The organism is Pseudomonas sp. EB271-G4-1, assembly GCF_058791355.1.
Genome location: NZ_JBYTEO010000029.1, coordinates 18,271 through 33,046, shown reverse-complemented (window position 1 = coordinate 33,046; position 14,776 = coordinate 18,271). Strand labels below are relative to the sequence as shown.

At 60.2% G+C, this 14,776-nt stretch carries 13 protein-coding genes and 1 pseudogene; 10 read left to right on the top strand and 4 right to left on the bottom strand.

Annotated features, from left to right (window positions below):
- The first annotated feature begins 42 nt into the window (after window positions 1–42).
- From hmgA to maiA, 3 genes are read left to right on the top strand one after another with little or no spacing between them, the layout of a single operon-like run.
- Window positions 43–1,347, top strand: a complete 1,305-nt coding sequence (gene hmgA / locus AC3WWR_RS16150; protein ID WP_020796690.1) for a homogentisate 1,2-dioxygenase — start codon at window positions 43–45, stop codon at window positions 1,345–1,347.
- 3 nt (window positions 1,348–1,350) lie between these two features.
- A complete protein-coding gene (gene fahA / locus AC3WWR_RS16145) occupies window positions 1,351–2,655 on the top strand; it encodes a fumarylacetoacetase (RefSeq protein ID WP_492598873.1) in 1,305 nt (434 codons plus the stop codon).
- A gap of 12 nt (window positions 2,656–2,667) precedes the next feature.
- A complete protein-coding gene (maiA, locus tag AC3WWR_RS16140; RefSeq protein WP_020796692.1) occupies window positions 2,668–3,303 on the top strand; it encodes a maleylacetoacetate isomerase in 636 nt (211 codons plus the stop codon).
- Between the two features lie 62 nt (window positions 3,304–3,365).
- On the opposite strand, the gene AC3WWR_RS16135 is transcribed toward maiA, so the two are convergent.
- Window positions 3,366–4,169 (bottom strand): SirB1 family protein, encoded by an 804-nt coding sequence (locus AC3WWR_RS16135; protein ID WP_020796693.1) that lies wholly within the window; start codon window positions 4,167–4,169, stop codon window positions 3,366–3,368.
- Window positions 4,170–4,352: 183 nt separating this feature from the next.
- Between AC3WWR_RS16135 and AC3WWR_RS16130 the strand changes: the two genes are divergently transcribed.
- A complete protein-coding gene (locus tag AC3WWR_RS16130) occupies window positions 4,353–5,372 on the top strand; it encodes a Glu/Leu/Phe/Val dehydrogenase family protein (RefSeq protein ID WP_020796694.1) in 1,020 nt (339 codons plus the stop codon).
- A gap of 161 nt (window positions 5,373–5,533) precedes the next feature.
- On the opposite strand, the pseudogene AC3WWR_RS16125 reads toward AC3WWR_RS16130, so the two are convergent.
- Window positions 5,534–5,773: pseudogene (locus AC3WWR_RS16125) on the bottom strand (YebG family protein); the annotation flags it as partial.
- A gap of 291 nt (window positions 5,774–6,064) precedes the next feature.
- Here AC3WWR_RS16125 and AC3WWR_RS16120 point away from each other — a divergent pair.
- The gene (locus AC3WWR_RS16120; RefSeq protein WP_008054441.1) at window positions 6,065–6,565 is read left to right on the top strand and encodes a phosphate-starvation-inducible protein PsiE; all 501 of its coding nucleotides are present in this window, start codon (window positions 6,065–6,067) and stop codon (window positions 6,563–6,565) included.
- Here the strand turns inward: AC3WWR_RS16120 and AC3WWR_RS16115 are convergent.
- Both AC3WWR_RS16115 and AC3WWR_RS16110 read right to left on the bottom strand, forming a co-directional pair.
- Window positions 6,562–6,879, bottom strand: coding sequence for a DUF3509 domain-containing protein (locus tag AC3WWR_RS16115; protein ID WP_020796696.1), 318 nt, complete (start codon window positions 6,877–6,879; stop codon window positions 6,562–6,564). The two genes, AC3WWR_RS16120 and AC3WWR_RS16115, sit on opposite strands and share 4 nt — an antisense overlap.
- A gap of 301 nt (window positions 6,880–7,180) precedes the next feature.
- Window positions 7,181–8,557: an L-serine ammonia-lyase gene (locus tag AC3WWR_RS16110; RefSeq protein ID WP_083348239.1), complete on the bottom strand. Its 1,377-nt coding sequence runs from the start codon at window positions 8,555–8,557 to the stop codon at window positions 7,181–7,183.
- Window positions 8,558–8,692: 135 nt separating this feature from the next.
- On the opposite strand from AC3WWR_RS16110, the gene AC3WWR_RS16105 reads away from it, so the two are divergent.
- The 5 genes from AC3WWR_RS16105 (at window position 8,693) to AC3WWR_RS16085 (ending at window position 14,699) form a co-directional block, all read left to right on the top strand.
- A complete protein-coding gene (locus AC3WWR_RS16105) occupies window positions 8,693–9,640 on the top strand; it encodes a LysR substrate-binding domain-containing protein (protein WP_033039325.1) in 948 nt (315 codons plus the stop codon).
- 214 nt (window positions 9,641–9,854) lie between these two features.
- The gene (locus AC3WWR_RS16100) at window positions 9,855–10,265 is read left to right on the top strand and encodes an HPF/RaiA family ribosome-associated protein (protein WP_008054445.1); all 411 of its coding nucleotides are present in this window, start codon (window positions 9,855–9,857) and stop codon (window positions 10,263–10,265) included.
- A gap of 241 nt (window positions 10,266–10,506) precedes the next feature.
- Window positions 10,507–11,073 carry an RNA polymerase sigma factor gene (locus AC3WWR_RS16095; RefSeq protein ID WP_033045642.1) on the top strand — a complete coding sequence of 189 codons (567 nt, stop codon included), beginning with the start codon at window positions 10,507–10,509 and terminating at the stop codon, window positions 11,071–11,073.
- Window positions 11,070–12,059: a FecR family protein gene (locus tag AC3WWR_RS16090; protein WP_033045644.1), complete on the top strand. Its 990-nt coding sequence runs from the start codon at window positions 11,070–11,072 to the stop codon at window positions 12,057–12,059. Before AC3WWR_RS16095 ends, AC3WWR_RS16090 begins: the two co-directional genes overlap by 4 nt.
- 213 nt (window positions 12,060–12,272) lie before the next feature.
- Window positions 12,273–14,699 (top strand): TonB-dependent siderophore receptor, encoded by a 2,427-nt coding sequence (locus AC3WWR_RS16085; protein ID WP_033038555.1) that lies wholly within the window; start codon window positions 12,273–12,275, stop codon window positions 14,697–14,699.
- Window positions 14,700–14,776: the final 77 nt, after the last annotated feature.

The window sequence follows — 14,776 nt, the reverse complement described above, 5'->3', positions numbered from 1 at the left end:
CAGAGCGACCGGCCACTGTCGACTCCCTGTTCAGGAGGCTCCATGAACTCCGATTCAACGACGCCAGCGCTGGCCTATCAGTCAGGCTTCGGCAACGAATTTTGCAGTGAGGCATTGCCTGGGGCACTTCCCGTTGGCCAGAACTCCCCGCAAAAAGCGCCTTACGGCCTCTACACCGAACTGTTCTCCGGCACTGCGTTCACGATGGCACGCAGCGAAGCACGGCGGACGTGGATGTACCGGATTCAGCCTTCGGCCAATCACCCGGCATTTATCAAGCTCGATCGGCAATTGGCCGGCGGCCCATTGGGTGAAGTGACCCCCAATCGCCTGCGCTGGAACGCGTTGGACATTCCCGCCGAGCCAACCGATTTCATCGATGGCCTGGTGAGCATGGCGGCCAACTCCAGCGCGGATAAACCGGCGGGGATCAGCATCTACCAGTACCGCGCCAACCGTTCCATGGAGCGCGTATTCTTCAATGCCGACGGCGAAATGCTGCTGGTGCCGCAACAGGGGCGTCTGCGCATCGCCACCGAACTGGGCGTACTGGAAGTAGAGCCGCTGGAAATTGCGGTATTACCTCGCGGGCTGAAATGGCGCATCGAACTACTCGACCCACAAGCGCGCGGTTACATCGCCGAGAACCACGGTGCGCCGTTGCGCCTGCCGGATCTGGGGCCGATCGGCAGCAACGGCCTGGCGAATCCGCGTGATTTCCTGACGCCGGTGGCTTGCTACGAAAACCTTCAACAGCCCACGACACTGGTGCAGAAGTTCCTCGGCCAGTTGTGGGGTTGCGAGCTCGATCACTCACCGTTGAACGTGGTCGCCTGGCACGGTAACAACGTGCCTTATAAATATGACCTGCGCCGTTTCAACACCATCGGCTCGGTCAGCTTCGACCACCCGGACCCGTCGATCTTCACGGTGCTGACCTCGCCGACCAGCGTCCACGGCTTGGCCAACCTCGATTTCGTGATCTTTCCGCCACGCTGGATGGTCGCTGAGAAAACCTTCCGTCCACCGTGGTTCCACCGCAACCTGATGAATGAATTCATGGGCCTGATCCAGGGCGAATACGACGCCAAGGCCGAAGGTTTTGTGCCCGGTGGCGCTTCTCTGCACAGCTGCATGAGCGCTCATGGGCCAGATGGTGAGACCTGCACCAAAGCGATCAACGTCGACCTGAAACCTTCGAAAATCGACAACACCATGGCCTTCATGTTCGAGACCAGCCAGGTGCTGCGCCCGAGCACGTTCGCCCTCGATTGCCCGCAACTGCAAGACAACTACGATGCCTGCTGGGCTACCTTCCCAGCCACTTTCGACCCGACCCGGAGATAACCCATGACGCAAACTTCCATTACTCGCAGCTGGGTTGCTTCGGCCAACGGCCACGAGGATTTCCCGCTGCAAAACCTGCCGCTGGGCGTGTTCAGCGTGAAGGGGGCAGCGCCCCGTAGTGGCGTGGCCATTGGCGAGCATATCTTCGATCTGGAAGCGGCACTCGATGCCGGCCTGTTCGATGGCGCTGCGAAGGCTGCGGTCGAAGCCACCCGTGGCGGTCAGTTGAATGCGTTCTTCGAATTGGGTCGCGAAGCTCGCGTAGCCTTGCGTGAGCGTTTGATCGAATTGCTCAAGGAGGGCAGCACCCTGCGCGGCAAGATCGAAGCACAGGGCGCGAAGTTGCTGACTCTGGCTGCCGATTGCCAGATGCATCTGCCAGCGAAAATCAATGATTACACCGACTTTTACGTCGGCATCGAGCACGCTCAAAACGTTGGCAAACTGTTCCGCCCGGACAACCCGTTGCTGCCCAACTACAAGTACGTGCCGATCGGCTATCACGGCCGCGCCTCGACCATCCGCCCGTCGGGCACCGACGTGCGCCGTCCCAAGGGCCAGACGCTGCCGGCCGGTCAGACTGAACCAACATTCGGCCCCTGTGCACGCCTGGACTACGAACTGGAACTGGGCATCTGGATCGGTCAGGGCAACGACATGGGCGACTCCATAGCCATTGGTGACGCCGCTGATCACATCGCCGGTTTCTGCCTGCTCAATGACTGGTCGGCACGTGACATCCAGGCTTGGGAATACCAGCCGTTGGGGCCATTCCTGTCGAAGAGCTTCATCACCAGTATTTCTCCGTGGGTCGTGACGGCCGAAGCGCTGGAGCCGTTCCGTCTTGCCCAGCCGGCACGTCCGGAAGGCGATCCACAGCCGCTGCCGTACCTGTTCGATAAACGCGATCAAGCCGCTGGCGCATTCGACATCGAACTGGAAGTCCTGCTGCTCACCGAAGCCATGCGCGAGCAGAACCTGCCGGCCCATCGCCTGACCCGGAGCAACTCGAAACACATGTATTGGACCGTGGCGCAAATGGTGGCGCATCACAGCGTCAATGGCTGCCAGTTGCAGGCCGGTGATCTGTTCGGTTCGGGCACCTTGTCCGGTCCTCAAAGCGGCCAGTTCGGCAGCCTGCTGGAGATCACCGAAGGCGGTAAGAAGCCGATCGAACTGGCCTCGGGCGAAGTGCGTAAATTCCTCGAGGACGGCGACGAAATCATCTTGCGTGGCCGTTGCAGCCGCGAAGGGTTTGCCTCCATCGGCTTCGGTGAATGCCGCGGCAAAGTGTTGCCGGCTCGCTAAGGGGATCGGTTCATGGAACTCTATACCTACTACCGCTCAACGTCGTCCTATCGGGTGCGTATCGCGTTGGCGCTCAAGGGCCTGGATTACCAGGCGCTGCCAATCAACCTGATTGCGCCACCGGGTGGAGAGCATCGCCAGCCAGCGTACCTGGGCATCAATCCGCAAGGCCGCGTGCCGGCATTGCGCACCGACGAAGGCGAGCTGCTGATTCAGTCACCGGCGATCATCGAGTACCTGGAGGAGCGTTATCCACAGGTACCGCTGCTGTCCAAGGATCTCGTTGCCCGCGCCCATGAGCGTGGCGTGGCGGCGCTGATCGGCTGCGATGTACATCCGCTGCACAATGTCAGCGTGCTCAATCGGCTGCGCCAGTTGGGCTTTGATGAACCGCAGGTTCTTGAGTGGATTGCGCACTGGATCAACCAGGGGCTGGCGACCGTGGAGCAGCTGATTGGTGATGAGGGTTACTGCTTTGGTTCGCAGCCCGGGTTGGCGGATGTGTACTTGATTCCACAGTTGTATGCCGCCGAACGCTTCAACATTTCCCTTGAGGCTTATCCGCGAATCCGCCGGGTAGCGACGCTGGTCGCCAGCCACCCGGCGTTCATCAAGGCGCATCCAGCTAACCAGCCTGACACGCCTTGATTTGCATATACCCGTAGGAGCGAGGCTTGCCCGCGAAGAACGATAACGCGGTGCTGTAGGGTTCAGTGGACGATGGAATTAGGAGGCAAATGCCCAAGTCGCTCGGTCAGGCGAATCCGCTGGATCGGATCGTCGCTGAGCAGCAATGCATGTTCCAGGTCGAAGCGCTCGGCATTCGGGCAGTCCAGCCGTTGGTACAGGCTGGCCCGGGCCAAGTAGTCGGAGGCGCTGGCGTTGCCCAGTTCCAGTACGCGTTCGGCGTCGATCAACGCGCCAATGTAATCGTCGTGGGAAAGATGTAGCTGGCGCAGGTTGCGTGACAGGCGTTGAAGCATTTGCGCGGGTGTGGCCGTGACCAGTTGCTCAGCGTTGAGTTGCATGTTCGGGCCATACTGGCGATGCAGCAGCTCCCGGCAATCGTTGGGATAAAGGCGCCGGCCGCCACAGGGGTCGAGCAGATGATCGGCACCTGGCACCCGCAGCAGGAAATGCCCCGGGAAATTGACGCCGACCAGCGGAATCTCCAGGCCTCTGGCCAGTTCCAGGGCTATCATCGCCAAGGCTAATGGCTGCCCGCGGCGACGCACCAGGACCTTATCGAGCAATGCCACTTGCGGCCGCAAGGGGGCGAAGTCATCCTGGGCGAACCCCAATTCGACCATGCGCCTGAGCAACGGTTGCGCCAACTCGCTCACGGGTAACATCGGCAAGCCGCTACTGACCCGCAGTTGCAGCTCCTTGAAGTGCGCCAACACTGCCTCGGGGTTAACCTGCTTGTCATGTTCGACGGCGATCCACAGCGCCGCCTCGAACAGCGCAGGCGGTGATCGTTGCAGGCAGGCGAAAAAAGATTGGCGCGGCGTCATGAAAATCTCCGGGCTATGCCTCGTTTTAGACCGGTCTTTGCCATTCGTCCAGTACCGCACAGGGGCTAGTTTCGGTTATTTCCTAAAGCTTGCATGGCGCTTTTGCTTATTCCGGTGCGCTTCTGCAATTTTTGTGCACAAGCCTATACTGGCGACTACAAGAAGTGATTCGGGAGCCTTACGATGTTCGCTCTCATGCAAAGCACTCGCCTTGAATCGCTGCATCTGAGCGTCGACCCGGCCACCGGGTTGAAGGCGGTGATTGCCATTCATAACAGCCGTTTGGGGCCTGCTCTGGGCGGTTGCCGTTACCTTGCCTATCCCAGCGACGAGTCTGCAGTCGAGGATGCGGTGCGCCTTGCCCAAGGCATGAGTTACAAGGCGGCCTTGGCCGGCCTGGCCCAGGGCGGCGGCGTGGCGGTGATCATTCGCCCCGTTCACGTGGCCAATCGCGCTGCACTGTTTGAAGCGTTCGGGCGTTGTATCAATCAACTCGACGGGCGCTACATTACCGCCATCGACAGTGGCACCTCGGTGGCGGACATGGATTGCATTGCCCAACAGACCCAACACGTCACCAGCACCACATCGGCCGGCGACCCCGCGCCTCACGCGGCGATGGGCGTGTTTACCGGCATCCGCGCCACGGCGATGGCCCGGTTGGGCAGCGATAACCTCGAAGGCCTACGCGTCGCCATCCAAGGCCTGGGCAACGTTGGATTTGCCCTGGCAGAGCAGCTGCACGCCGCCGGCGCCGAGCTGCTGGTCAGCGACATCGACCACGGCAAGGTACAACTGGCGATGGAGCAACTTGGCGCGCACCCGATAGCCAACGACGCATTGCTAAGCACACCTTGCGACATTCTCGCGCCGTGCGGTCTGGGCGGGGTGCTGAACAGCCACAGCGTGACGCAACTACGCTGCTCGGCAGTGGCCGGTTCGGCGAACAATCAACTGACCCATCTGGACGTCGCCGACCAGCTGGAAAGGCGGGGCATCCTGTATGCGCCCGACTACGTGATCAATGCCGGCGGATTGATCTATGTTTCGCTCAAGCATCGTGGCGAAGACTTGGGGACCATCACCGCGCACCTGTCGAAAATCAGCTCGCGGCTCACCGAAGTCTTCGCCCACGCCCAGGCGGAAAAACGCTCTCCGGCTCGCGTGGCAGACGAGTTGGCGGAGAAGGTGCTGTATCGATAAAAAATCAAAAGATCGCAGCCTGCGGCAGCTCCTACGGGGGCTGCTTACTTCGGGGTTTTCGCGGCTTTGGCAGGCTTCGTCGGGGCCACCGGCTCAGCGATTGCCTCTTCAACGGGTATTGCCTCTTTAACCGACTCTACGACCTGCGCTGGCGCTGTGAGCAGTTCGGACAAGGCGTCCGGCTGGCTCTTGAACGCCTTGGCGAACACGTCGCGGTTTTTCGCCATGTAGATCCCGACTTCTTCCACTTGCTGTTCGGTCAAGGACGGAACAGCTTTTTGCAATACGTCAGCCAGCAACTCCGCCAGCTCGAGCATTTTGTCATGACGGTCAGCTTCGGCTTTATCCATGAACAAGCGCTCCAGATCTCGGCTGCTGCGGTATACCACTTCGACGGCCATTCACCACCTCACATGCCTTCAAATTATTAGTCTGACTCGACTACTGTATCTATATACAGCAAAGGATAAGCGAATCTCTCGGATTTGGGTAGTGGCTTTTTAATGTAGGCCGGTTTCGGGATTTGTCAGGCGTCGGGTTTTGGTAGCTGGGTAAAGATAGCTGCGACCAAACGTCACGGAGCGCAATCCAAGGCGTCTCGCCATCATGGACGTGGCCTTGTTTCTGCATGCAGAACAACCGTCACGTCCAACCTGCATTATCCGGTCGAGTCGACCTAAGGAAGCATCATCGTGAAAATCAACTGGGCCGAAAAGCTGCGGCAGAACGTGCATGAACTGGCCGAGTCACTGGGCAACCTGTTCGTCGAAACTTTCCACTACCTGGCGCTGTTTGCCATTGGTGCGGTGACCGCGTGGGCTGCGGTGATGGAGTTTCTCGGGATGCTCGAGCAGGGGCATATCAAGATCGACGACATCCTGCTGCTGTTCATCTACCTGGAACTGGGGGCGATGGTCGGGATTTACTTCAAGACCAACCACATGCCGGTACGTTTCCTGATCTACGTGGCGATCACGGCGCTCACGCGGCTGCTGATTTCCAACGTGTCCCATCACAATCCACCCGACTTGGGGATCATCTACCTGTGCGGCGGGATCCTGTTGCTGGCGTTTGCGATCCTGGTAGTGCGCTACGCCTCCTCGCAATTTCCTTCGGTGAAGATCGAGCATCCGCACCGTAAGACAGGTGCGGGCTCGGGTGAACATCCGGAAGTGGAGAAGGGCGAGCTTTAAAGCCTGATGGCCGGGCGCGGGCGGTTTTTTATCGAGGGTGGCGGCAGGCTGTGCGTGCCGCCATCGGTCATGGCTTCGAGGATGGCCACCGCGCTGTGCCCCTGTTCGATGGCGATGCCGAACTGGATGCTTTGCACCAGGCGCTTGAGCCGTTGTGGATCGTTGCGTTGTTCGGCACTGATCATGCGCTTTGCGACTACTCGGCCATTGTTGGACAGGGTCAGCATGATGCTGCCATCAAGACCCTGAATGCTCAGGTTGATCTGATAGTCCGCTGCAAAAGCATCGGTAATGAGCTGGAAAGGGTTGTCCATGATGCGTCACCGCTTGATTGAACGTGCAGTTGTTGACCGGCCGTGATCGGGTTGGTTCGCAACGCCGGACCATCGGCCATTCTCTCGTCAATATCGCCATCAATGTTCCAAACGGGATGTAGCAAAGGGCATGCCGGACAAGAAGCACGAATTGTAGGAGCGAGCATGCTCGCGATGCAGGTCAACGATGACGCGGGATATCTGGCGCCACGCGGCGCTCTCAGGTTTTTCGCGAGCAGGCTCGCTCCTACAGGGGGCTGCCCGTTTCAGGGCAATTTGCGCCTGCATGCCACCAAACCGGTCAGCACTCTACCCAGTTCACCGCCAGACCGCCTCGGGATGTCTCCTTGTATTTGTCGTGCATGTCGGCGCCCGTGTCGCGCATGGTGCGGATCACCCGGTCCAGGGAGATGAAGTGCTTGCCGTCGCCACGCAGGGCCATTTGCGTGGCGTTGATCGCCTTTACGGCAGCAATTGCGTTGCGCTCGATACATGGCACTTGCACCAGCCCGCCGACCGGGTCACAGGTCAGTCCGAGGTTGTGTTCAAGGCCGATTTCGGCGGCGTTTTCCAATTGCTCCGGCGTGGCGCCGAGGACTTCTGCCAGGCCGGCGGCGGCCATGGCGCAGGCAGAGCCGACCTCGCCCTGACAACCGACTTCGGCACCAGAGATCGAGGCGTTTTTCTTGCACAGGATGCCGACGGCGGCGGCACCCAAAAAGAACGCCACGACGTCATCGTCCGACGCATCGGGGTTGAATTTCATGTAGTAGTGCAGCACCGCCGGAATAATCCCCGCTGCACCGTTGGTCGGTGCTGTCACCATGCGACCGCCGGCAGCGTTTTCTTCGTTCACGGCGAGGGCGAAAAGGTTCACCCATTCCATGGCCGACAGGGTCGAAGTGATGACGTTCGGCTTGCCGATTTCCAACAGGCTGCGGTGCAATTTCGCCGCACGTCGCGGCACGTTCAGGCCACCGGGGAGGATGCCTTCGTGCTCCAGCCCCTGCTCGACGCACTCGCGCATCACCGACCAGATATGCAGCAAGCCCTGGCGTATTTCTTCGTCACTGCGCCAGGCCCGTTCGTTGGCCATCATCAGCTCGCTGACACGCAGACCGTGCTGGTTGCAGAGCTTGAGCAGCTCGACGGCACTGGAAAAGTCGTAGGGCAAAACCACGTCTCGGGCAGGTGATAGCCCGGACTCGGCTTCTGCCGCCTCAATGATGAACCCACCACCGACCGAGTAGTACGTCTGTTCGAACAGTTCGCCGGTTTCGCCGAAGGCAGTCAGGGACATGGCGTTGGGGTGGTAGGGCAAACTCTCGTCGAGCAGCAGCAGATCGCGCGACCAGTTGAACGCAATGCTCACCTGGCCTGCCAGCAACAACTCGCCGGTCTCACGCAGGGTATGGATCCGGCTGTCGATGGTGGAGGGATCGATACGGTCTGGCCATTCGCCCATCAAGCCCATGACGCAAGCTCGGTCGGTGGCATGACCGACACCGGTCGCCGACAGGGAGCCGTACAAGCGGATTTCCACCCGCCGTACGTCAGTCACTGAACCCTGGTCCACCAGCGCCTGGGCGAAGGTCGCGGCAGCACGCATGGGGCCGACCGTGTGGGAGCTGGATGGACCGATGCCGACTTTGAAGAGATCGAAAACACTGATAGCCATGCTAAAGCCTATTCCTGCAATGGAAGATGAATCGCTGCCATTTTTGTAGGACAAGCGCACTTTCAGCGATACTGCCTCTCTCAGTCCTACGTGACCAACGAAACTTCCTAAGACAGCCTTTAGCAGGACTAAACCATGAGCCGCCAATTACACGCCCAGACTTACGTCTGGCTACAGGTGTTTTCCTGTGCCGCGCGGCACTTGTCGTTCACCCGTTGCGCCGAAGAGCTGCACATCACTCCGGGGGCGGTCAGCCAGCAGATCCGACACCTGGAAGAGCGCCTTGGTTTTCGACTGTTTCACCGGCGTGCCCGGGGCGTGGAACTGAGCGCCGAAGGCCAGCGACTGGCCATTACGGTCAACGAGGCCTACGGCAGCATCGATGCCGAATTGCGCCGGCTGGACGCGGGGATGATCAGCGGCACACTGCGGGTGCGTTCGATTCCTTCTTTCCTGAGCAAATGGCTGACGCCGCGCCTGCCACGCTTGCAGCAGCGCTTCCCGGACATCCAGCTACGCCTGGTCGCCGAAGACAGCAGCGTGCCGTTGCACGAAGGCGATTTCGACCTGGCCATCGACCTGAATGACGGCAGCTACCCCGGATTGTTATCCACAGCCTTGCTCGATGAGCAGATTTTCCCGGTGTGTGCCCCGGGCCTGTTACGCGGGCGTCCGCCGTTGCATGGCCCGGCGGACCTGCTGCATTTTCCGTTGCTGCATGACATTACTGCCTGGCGCGGCAGCTACGAATACGCGGAATGGGAGTTCTATCTCGATGCCATCGGCTTTGAAGGTGCCGATGTGCGGCGCGGGCATACCTTCAATCGCAATCACCTGACCATCGAAGCGGCCATCGCCGGGATGGGCGTGGCGATTGCACGGCGTACGCTGCTCAATGACGAGCTGGAGCGGGGCGCATTGATCGTACCGTTCGGCCTGGCGGTGCCCAATCACAAGCGCTACATGGTGCTCTACGCGCCGGGGGCGCTGAGCCATCCGGGCGTGCGGGCGGTACATGACTGGCTGGTGGAGGAGGCGGCGATTTTTCGCGGCCTGCACCCGCTGGGGGAGCGGCAGATGTGAGCAATTATTTCGTAAGAGAGGGGCGACCCAACTCCCGACCTTAACAGCGCTTTTGCCGGTTGTCCGGCTTTTTTTGCGATTAGATATTTATCTTTTTTTAGGGGTTGAATTGTTCATCGTACAGACCGATTGTGTAAGTAAGAGGTCACGGTGATGACGCCCAAGGGCTTAGCTGACCGGCCTCTCGCGAGCTAGCTGAAATAAGGGATGAACTATGCAAATCCAAGTCAATAGCGATAACCATATTCAAAGCAGCATCCGACTGGAGGAGTGGGTACGAACCACCATTGAGAGCACGCTCGAACGTTATGAGGAGGACCTGACCCGCGTCGAGGTTCACCTGCGGGACGAGAATGGCGACAAGCCTGGTCCCCATGATTTGCGCTGCCAGCTGGAAGCGCGGCCAAAAGGCCACCAACCGATTTCTGTCACCCATAAAGCCGCCAGCCTGGAACTGGCGATCGACGGAGCTGCCGAGAAACTCGAACACGCCCTTGAACACCTGTTCGGCAAACTGCGCGGCAAACCACGCGCTGCCGTGGTGCCCTTCGAGCGCAGGCCTCACGCCGACAAGCTGCTGGAAGAAGAGTTTCTTGAAAACGAACAGGCTGCGCAAAACGCTTGATGCCTGATTGACCCTCCCAATGAAAACGGGCCTGCAATGCAGGCCCGTTTTGTTTTGTGGCCAAGGGATTCAGTGAACCGCCGCACTCGTCGAACTGGTCGCACTGATAGCTGCTGTCAAGATAAGTGATCTCCCTCGACAGCTTTGCTTATGAGAATATTTATCATTAGTATTGCGCCTTGCTGGGTACACACCCGGTTGTTGGCCGGCCCGATTGCCGCTATGGCGCAGTATTGAATCAATGACTACTCCCGAATCTCCCGAGATCGAGCACGGCGAACCACGCGGCGATCGTGCGCATTTTCTCCAGGTATTTCTCTCCCAGCGTTCGCAAATGGAAGCGTTGGTGAGTCGTCGCGTGGGTTGCCGGGCCACGGCGGCGGACCTGGTGCAAGACTTGTTCGTGCGGTTCTGGCGACGCCCCCTGGTACAAGTTGAAGAACTCAGCACCTATCTGTTGCGCTGCGCCGGCAACATCGCCATCGACCACTTGCGCAGCGAAGGTACGCGGGTGCGGGCCAACGAAGGTTTAATGGCCGAACCGGCGCACTGTATGGGCGGCGAGCCGCAAGCGGCGCTGGAAGCAGGCAACGATCTGCGCCACGTCGAAGCGGCGTTACGCGCGTTACCGGAACGCACGCGGCAGATCTTTTTGCTCAACCGCATCCATGGTCGCAAGTACGCCGAGATCGCCAAGGCCATGGGCCTGTCCCAGAGTGCCGTGGAAAAACATATGATGCGCGCGCTCGAGGCCTGCAAAGCCAGCCTGCGCGAATGCGAGCCGCGTATGCCAGGGAAAGCACTGTGAACAGCATCGAACGCGTCAGGCCGACGCCTGCTCAGGAACAGCAAGCGCTGGCCTGGTTAAGTCTGTTGCATGACCAGCCCAGCAGCGGTGACCAAGCCACCTTCAGTCAATGGTTGCAGGCCGACCCCGCGCATGCGCAGGCTTATGCCCGTGCGCAAGTGTTGTGGGAGTTGAGTGAAGTGCCGGCGCGCAGGCTCGCCGACGAGGACGCGCTGGCCTTGCAGGGTTACCTCAACGCCATGAATCGCTCACGTCGCAGCAGCGTTCGGCGCTGGTCGGGCGCGCTGGCCATGGCGGCTTCCCTGCTGCTGATGATCAGCCTCGGTGGCGGTTGGCAGCCGTTGCGTTGGATCGACGACCTGGGCGCCGATTATGTCTCGGCACCGGGGGAAGTCCGCACCATCACCCTGGCCGATCAATCGCAGGTCACTCTTGATGCCGACAGTGCGATTGCGGTGGATTTCAGTAAGGGGGAGCGGCGTGTGCAAGTGCGCCGCGGTGCCGGATTTTTCAGTGTGACCCATACCGGCGAGCCATTTGTGGTGGACGCCGGGAAGGGCCAGGCGCGGGTGCTCGGCACACAGTTCGAAGTGCGACTGCAACCTCGTGGGGCGCAGGTGACGGTGTTGTCTGGCCGGGTTGGCGTGAGGGCGCAAAAGAACGCGGACCAGCAGATCCTGACGGCCGGCCAGCAAGTGGCTTACGGCGAAGGCTCAGCGGGAAAACTTCATGCGGTGGACAGCGAAGCGCAACTGGCGTGGCGCCAGGGATGGCTGACTTACTACAAGGCGACGCTGGCTGATGTGGTCGAGGATTTGCGCCGTTACTACCCGGGGAGGATCGTGGTGCTCAATGATGACGTGGCACAGCGGCAGATCAGCGGCAGCTTTCCGAGCAAGGACCCGCAGGCGGTATTGAGTTCATTGCAGGGGGTGTTGGGCTTTGAGCAACACCAGGTTCTGGGACATCTGATTATTTTGCGCTGAGACGATTGGCCCCTTCGCGAGCAGGCTCGCTCCCACAGGAGAACGCATTCCAAATGTGGGAGCGAGCCTGCTCGCGAAGGGGCGAATCTAACACCACACCTCTTGGAATAATTATTTTCAACTTTCTGCTGAGGTAAAACCGAACGCCATCCGTGTAGTGACTGAAACTGCGAGTCATTCGCATCCGTCGTGGTTCTACACAGGTCATGAGTCATGAAGTCCAGGGCAATACCGGGTTCGGTCAAACAATGGTTGGGTGTGTCTGCGTTGAGCTTCGCGGCGTTGGCGCTGCTGCCGCTGAACGGGGCACTGGCCGCGTCTGCCAGCACCCCGCAAAGTGCGCTATTCAGCTTTTCGATGGTCGCCAAACCCTTGCCCCAGGCGTTGAGCGACTTCAGTCACGTCACCGGTATCAGCGTGGTCTATACCGATGAGGCGCCGTATGGCCTCAATGCCCCGGCGCTCAATGGCCAGTTGAGTGCCGAACAGGCCCTGCAGCGGTTGCTCGGCGGTTCCGGCTTGACCACGCGGCGCATCGATGGCCACACCATGGTCCTGGAACCGCTACCGACCGAGGGCGCGTTGAATCTGGGCGCTACCACCATCACCTCGGTGATGGAACCTTCCACAAGCTACCAGCCTCCGCCTACCAGCTCGGTGATGCGTTCCTCGACGCCGCTTCAGGAAATTCCCCAGACGGTCAACGTCGTCCCGGCCCAGGTCATTCGCGACCAGGCTCCGCGTAACCTGGATGACGCGCTGGCGAACGTCAGCGGTATCACCCAGGGCAACACGCTGGGCAGCACCCAGGATTCGGTGATGACCCGCGGTTTCGGCGACAACCGCAACGGCTCGATCATGCGTGACGGCATGCCGGTGGTGCAGGGGCGGGGCTTGAACGCAACGGTGGACCGGGTCGAAGTGCTCAAGGGCCCGGCCTCGCTGCTCTATGGTATCCAGGATCCCGGCGGCGTGGTCAACATGGTCAGCAAGCAGCCGGAGCTTGATCCCTACAATGCCCTGACCCTGCGTGGCTCGACTTATGGCGAGGGCAAGAACGGCAGCGGCGGCACCTTTGACAGCACGGGTGCCCTGGGTGAGTCCGGGTTGGCCTACCGTCTGGTGCTGGACCACGAAGACGAGGATTACTGGCGCAACTACGGTGTGCATCGCGAGACGCTGGTGGCGCCGTCGCTGGCCTGGTTTGGTGAAAGCACCCAGCTGACGTTCGCCTATGAACACCGGGAGTTCCTGACCCCGTTCGACCGTGGCACGGTGATCGATCCGCGGGATAATCATCCGCTGGACATCCCCCGTGATCGCCGGCTCGACGAACCGTTCAACAACATGGAAGGGCGCTCCGACCTGTATCACTTCCAGGCCGATCACGACCTCAACGACAACTGGAAAGCCCATTTCGGCTACAGCTGGAATCGTGAGACCTATGACGCCAGCCAGGTGCGTGTGACCGCCGTCGACACCAGCAATGGCACGCTCACACGCAGCATGGACGGCACGCAGAATGCTATCAGTACGGACCGTTTCACGACTGCGAGCCTCGAAGGCAAGATCGATGTCGCCGGCATGCAACATGACCTGGTGCTCGGGGTCGATGACGAGTACCGCAAGATCTACCGCGCCGACCTGATCCGTCAGAAAAGCCTGACAACCTTCAGCTACCTCGACCCGGTATACGGCCGCGAAGTCCCGGGCACCACGGTCAGCGCGGCCGACAGTGCGCAGACCGATATCCTGCGTAGCGATTCGGTGTTCTTGCAGGACTCGATCCACCTCACCGACCAATGGATCCTGGTCGCTGGCGGACGTTTCCAGGAGTACGACCAGTACGCCGGCAAAGGCGTGCCGTTCAAGGCCAACACCGACAGCAACGGGCAAAAATGGGTGCCGCGCGCCGGCCTGGTCTACCGCTATACCAATGAACTGTCGTTCTATGGCAGCTACACCGAATCGTTCAAACCCAACTCGACCATCGCGCCGTTGAGCGGCAGCAGCGCCGTGCTCGACGGCAGCATTGCGCCGGAAGAAGCCAAGTCGTGGGAAGTGGGGGCCAGGCTGGAAATGCCGGGCCGCGTAACGGGCAGCCTTGCGCTGTTCGACATCAAGAAACGCAACGTCCTGGTGGCTAACGCCGAAGGCCCGGTGACCCTCTACAGTGCGGCCGGTGAAGTGCGTTCCCGTGGCCTGGAAGTGGACTTGAGCGGCCAGCTCAGCGACCGCTGGAGCATGATCGGCAGTTATGCCTACACCGATGCCGAAGTGACGCAGGACCCGGTCTACAAAGGTAAACAGCTGCAGAACGTCGCGAAGAATAGTGGCTCACTGTCGGCGGTCTATGACTTCGGCACGATTGTCGGTGGCGATCAGCTGCGGGTTGGCGCTGGAGCACGCTATGTCGGCGAACGAGCGGGCAATGCCGTGAATGATTTCGACCTGCCGAGCTACACCGTCGCCGACGCGTTCGCCACCTATGACACCCAACTCGATGGGCAGCGGGTCAAGTTTCAACTCAACGTGAAAAACCTGTTTGACCGTACGTATTACACCTCGGCGGCGAGCCGGTTATTTGTGTCGATGGGGGATTCGCGGCAGGTGACGTTGTCGAGCACCCTGGAGTTCTGATTAGAAATCGCGTCATCGTTCAACGCTGGCAAGCCAGCTCCCACAGGGTTGTGTATGCAATCGACACCGAAAGCTGT

Bases quoted from the DNA above. Each gene is read 5' to 3' on its own strand.
- hmgA (WP_020796690.1), top strand. From the start codon at position 43: ATGAACTCCGATTCAACGACGCCAGCGCTGGCCTATCAGTCAGGCTTC.
- fahA (WP_492598873.1), top strand. From the start codon at position 1,351: ATGACGCAAACTTCCATTACTCGCAGCTGGGTTGCTTCGGCCAACGGC.
- maiA (WP_020796692.1), top strand. From the start codon at position 2,668: ATGGAACTCTATACCTACTACCGCTCAACGTCGTCCTATCGGGTGCGT.
- AC3WWR_RS16135 (WP_020796693.1), bottom strand. From the start codon at position 4,169: ATGACGCCGCGCCAATCTTTTTTCGCCTGCCTGCAACGATCACCGCCT.
- AC3WWR_RS16130 (WP_020796694.1), top strand. From the start codon at position 4,353: ATGTTCGCTCTCATGCAAAGCACTCGCCTTGAATCGCTGCATCTGAGC.
- AC3WWR_RS16115 (WP_020796696.1), bottom strand. From the start codon at position 6,879: ATGGACAACCCTTTCCAGCTCATTACCGATGCTTTTGCAGCGGACTAT.
- AC3WWR_RS16110 (WP_083348239.1), bottom strand. From the start codon at position 8,557: ATGGCTATCAGTGTTTTCGATCTCTTCAAAGTCGGCATCGGTCCATCC.
- AC3WWR_RS16105 (WP_033039325.1), top strand. From the start codon at position 8,693: ATGAGCCGCCAATTACACGCCCAGACTTACGTCTGGCTACAGGTGTTT.
- AC3WWR_RS16100 (WP_008054445.1), top strand. From the start codon at position 9,855: ATGCAAATCCAAGTCAATAGCGATAACCATATTCAAAGCAGCATCCGA.
- AC3WWR_RS16095 (WP_033045642.1), top strand. From the start codon at position 10,507: ATGACTACTCCCGAATCTCCCGAGATCGAGCACGGCGAACCACGCGGC.
- AC3WWR_RS16085 (WP_033038555.1), top strand. From the start codon at position 12,273: ATGAAGTCCAGGGCAATACCGGGTTCGGTCAAACAATGGTTGGGTGTG.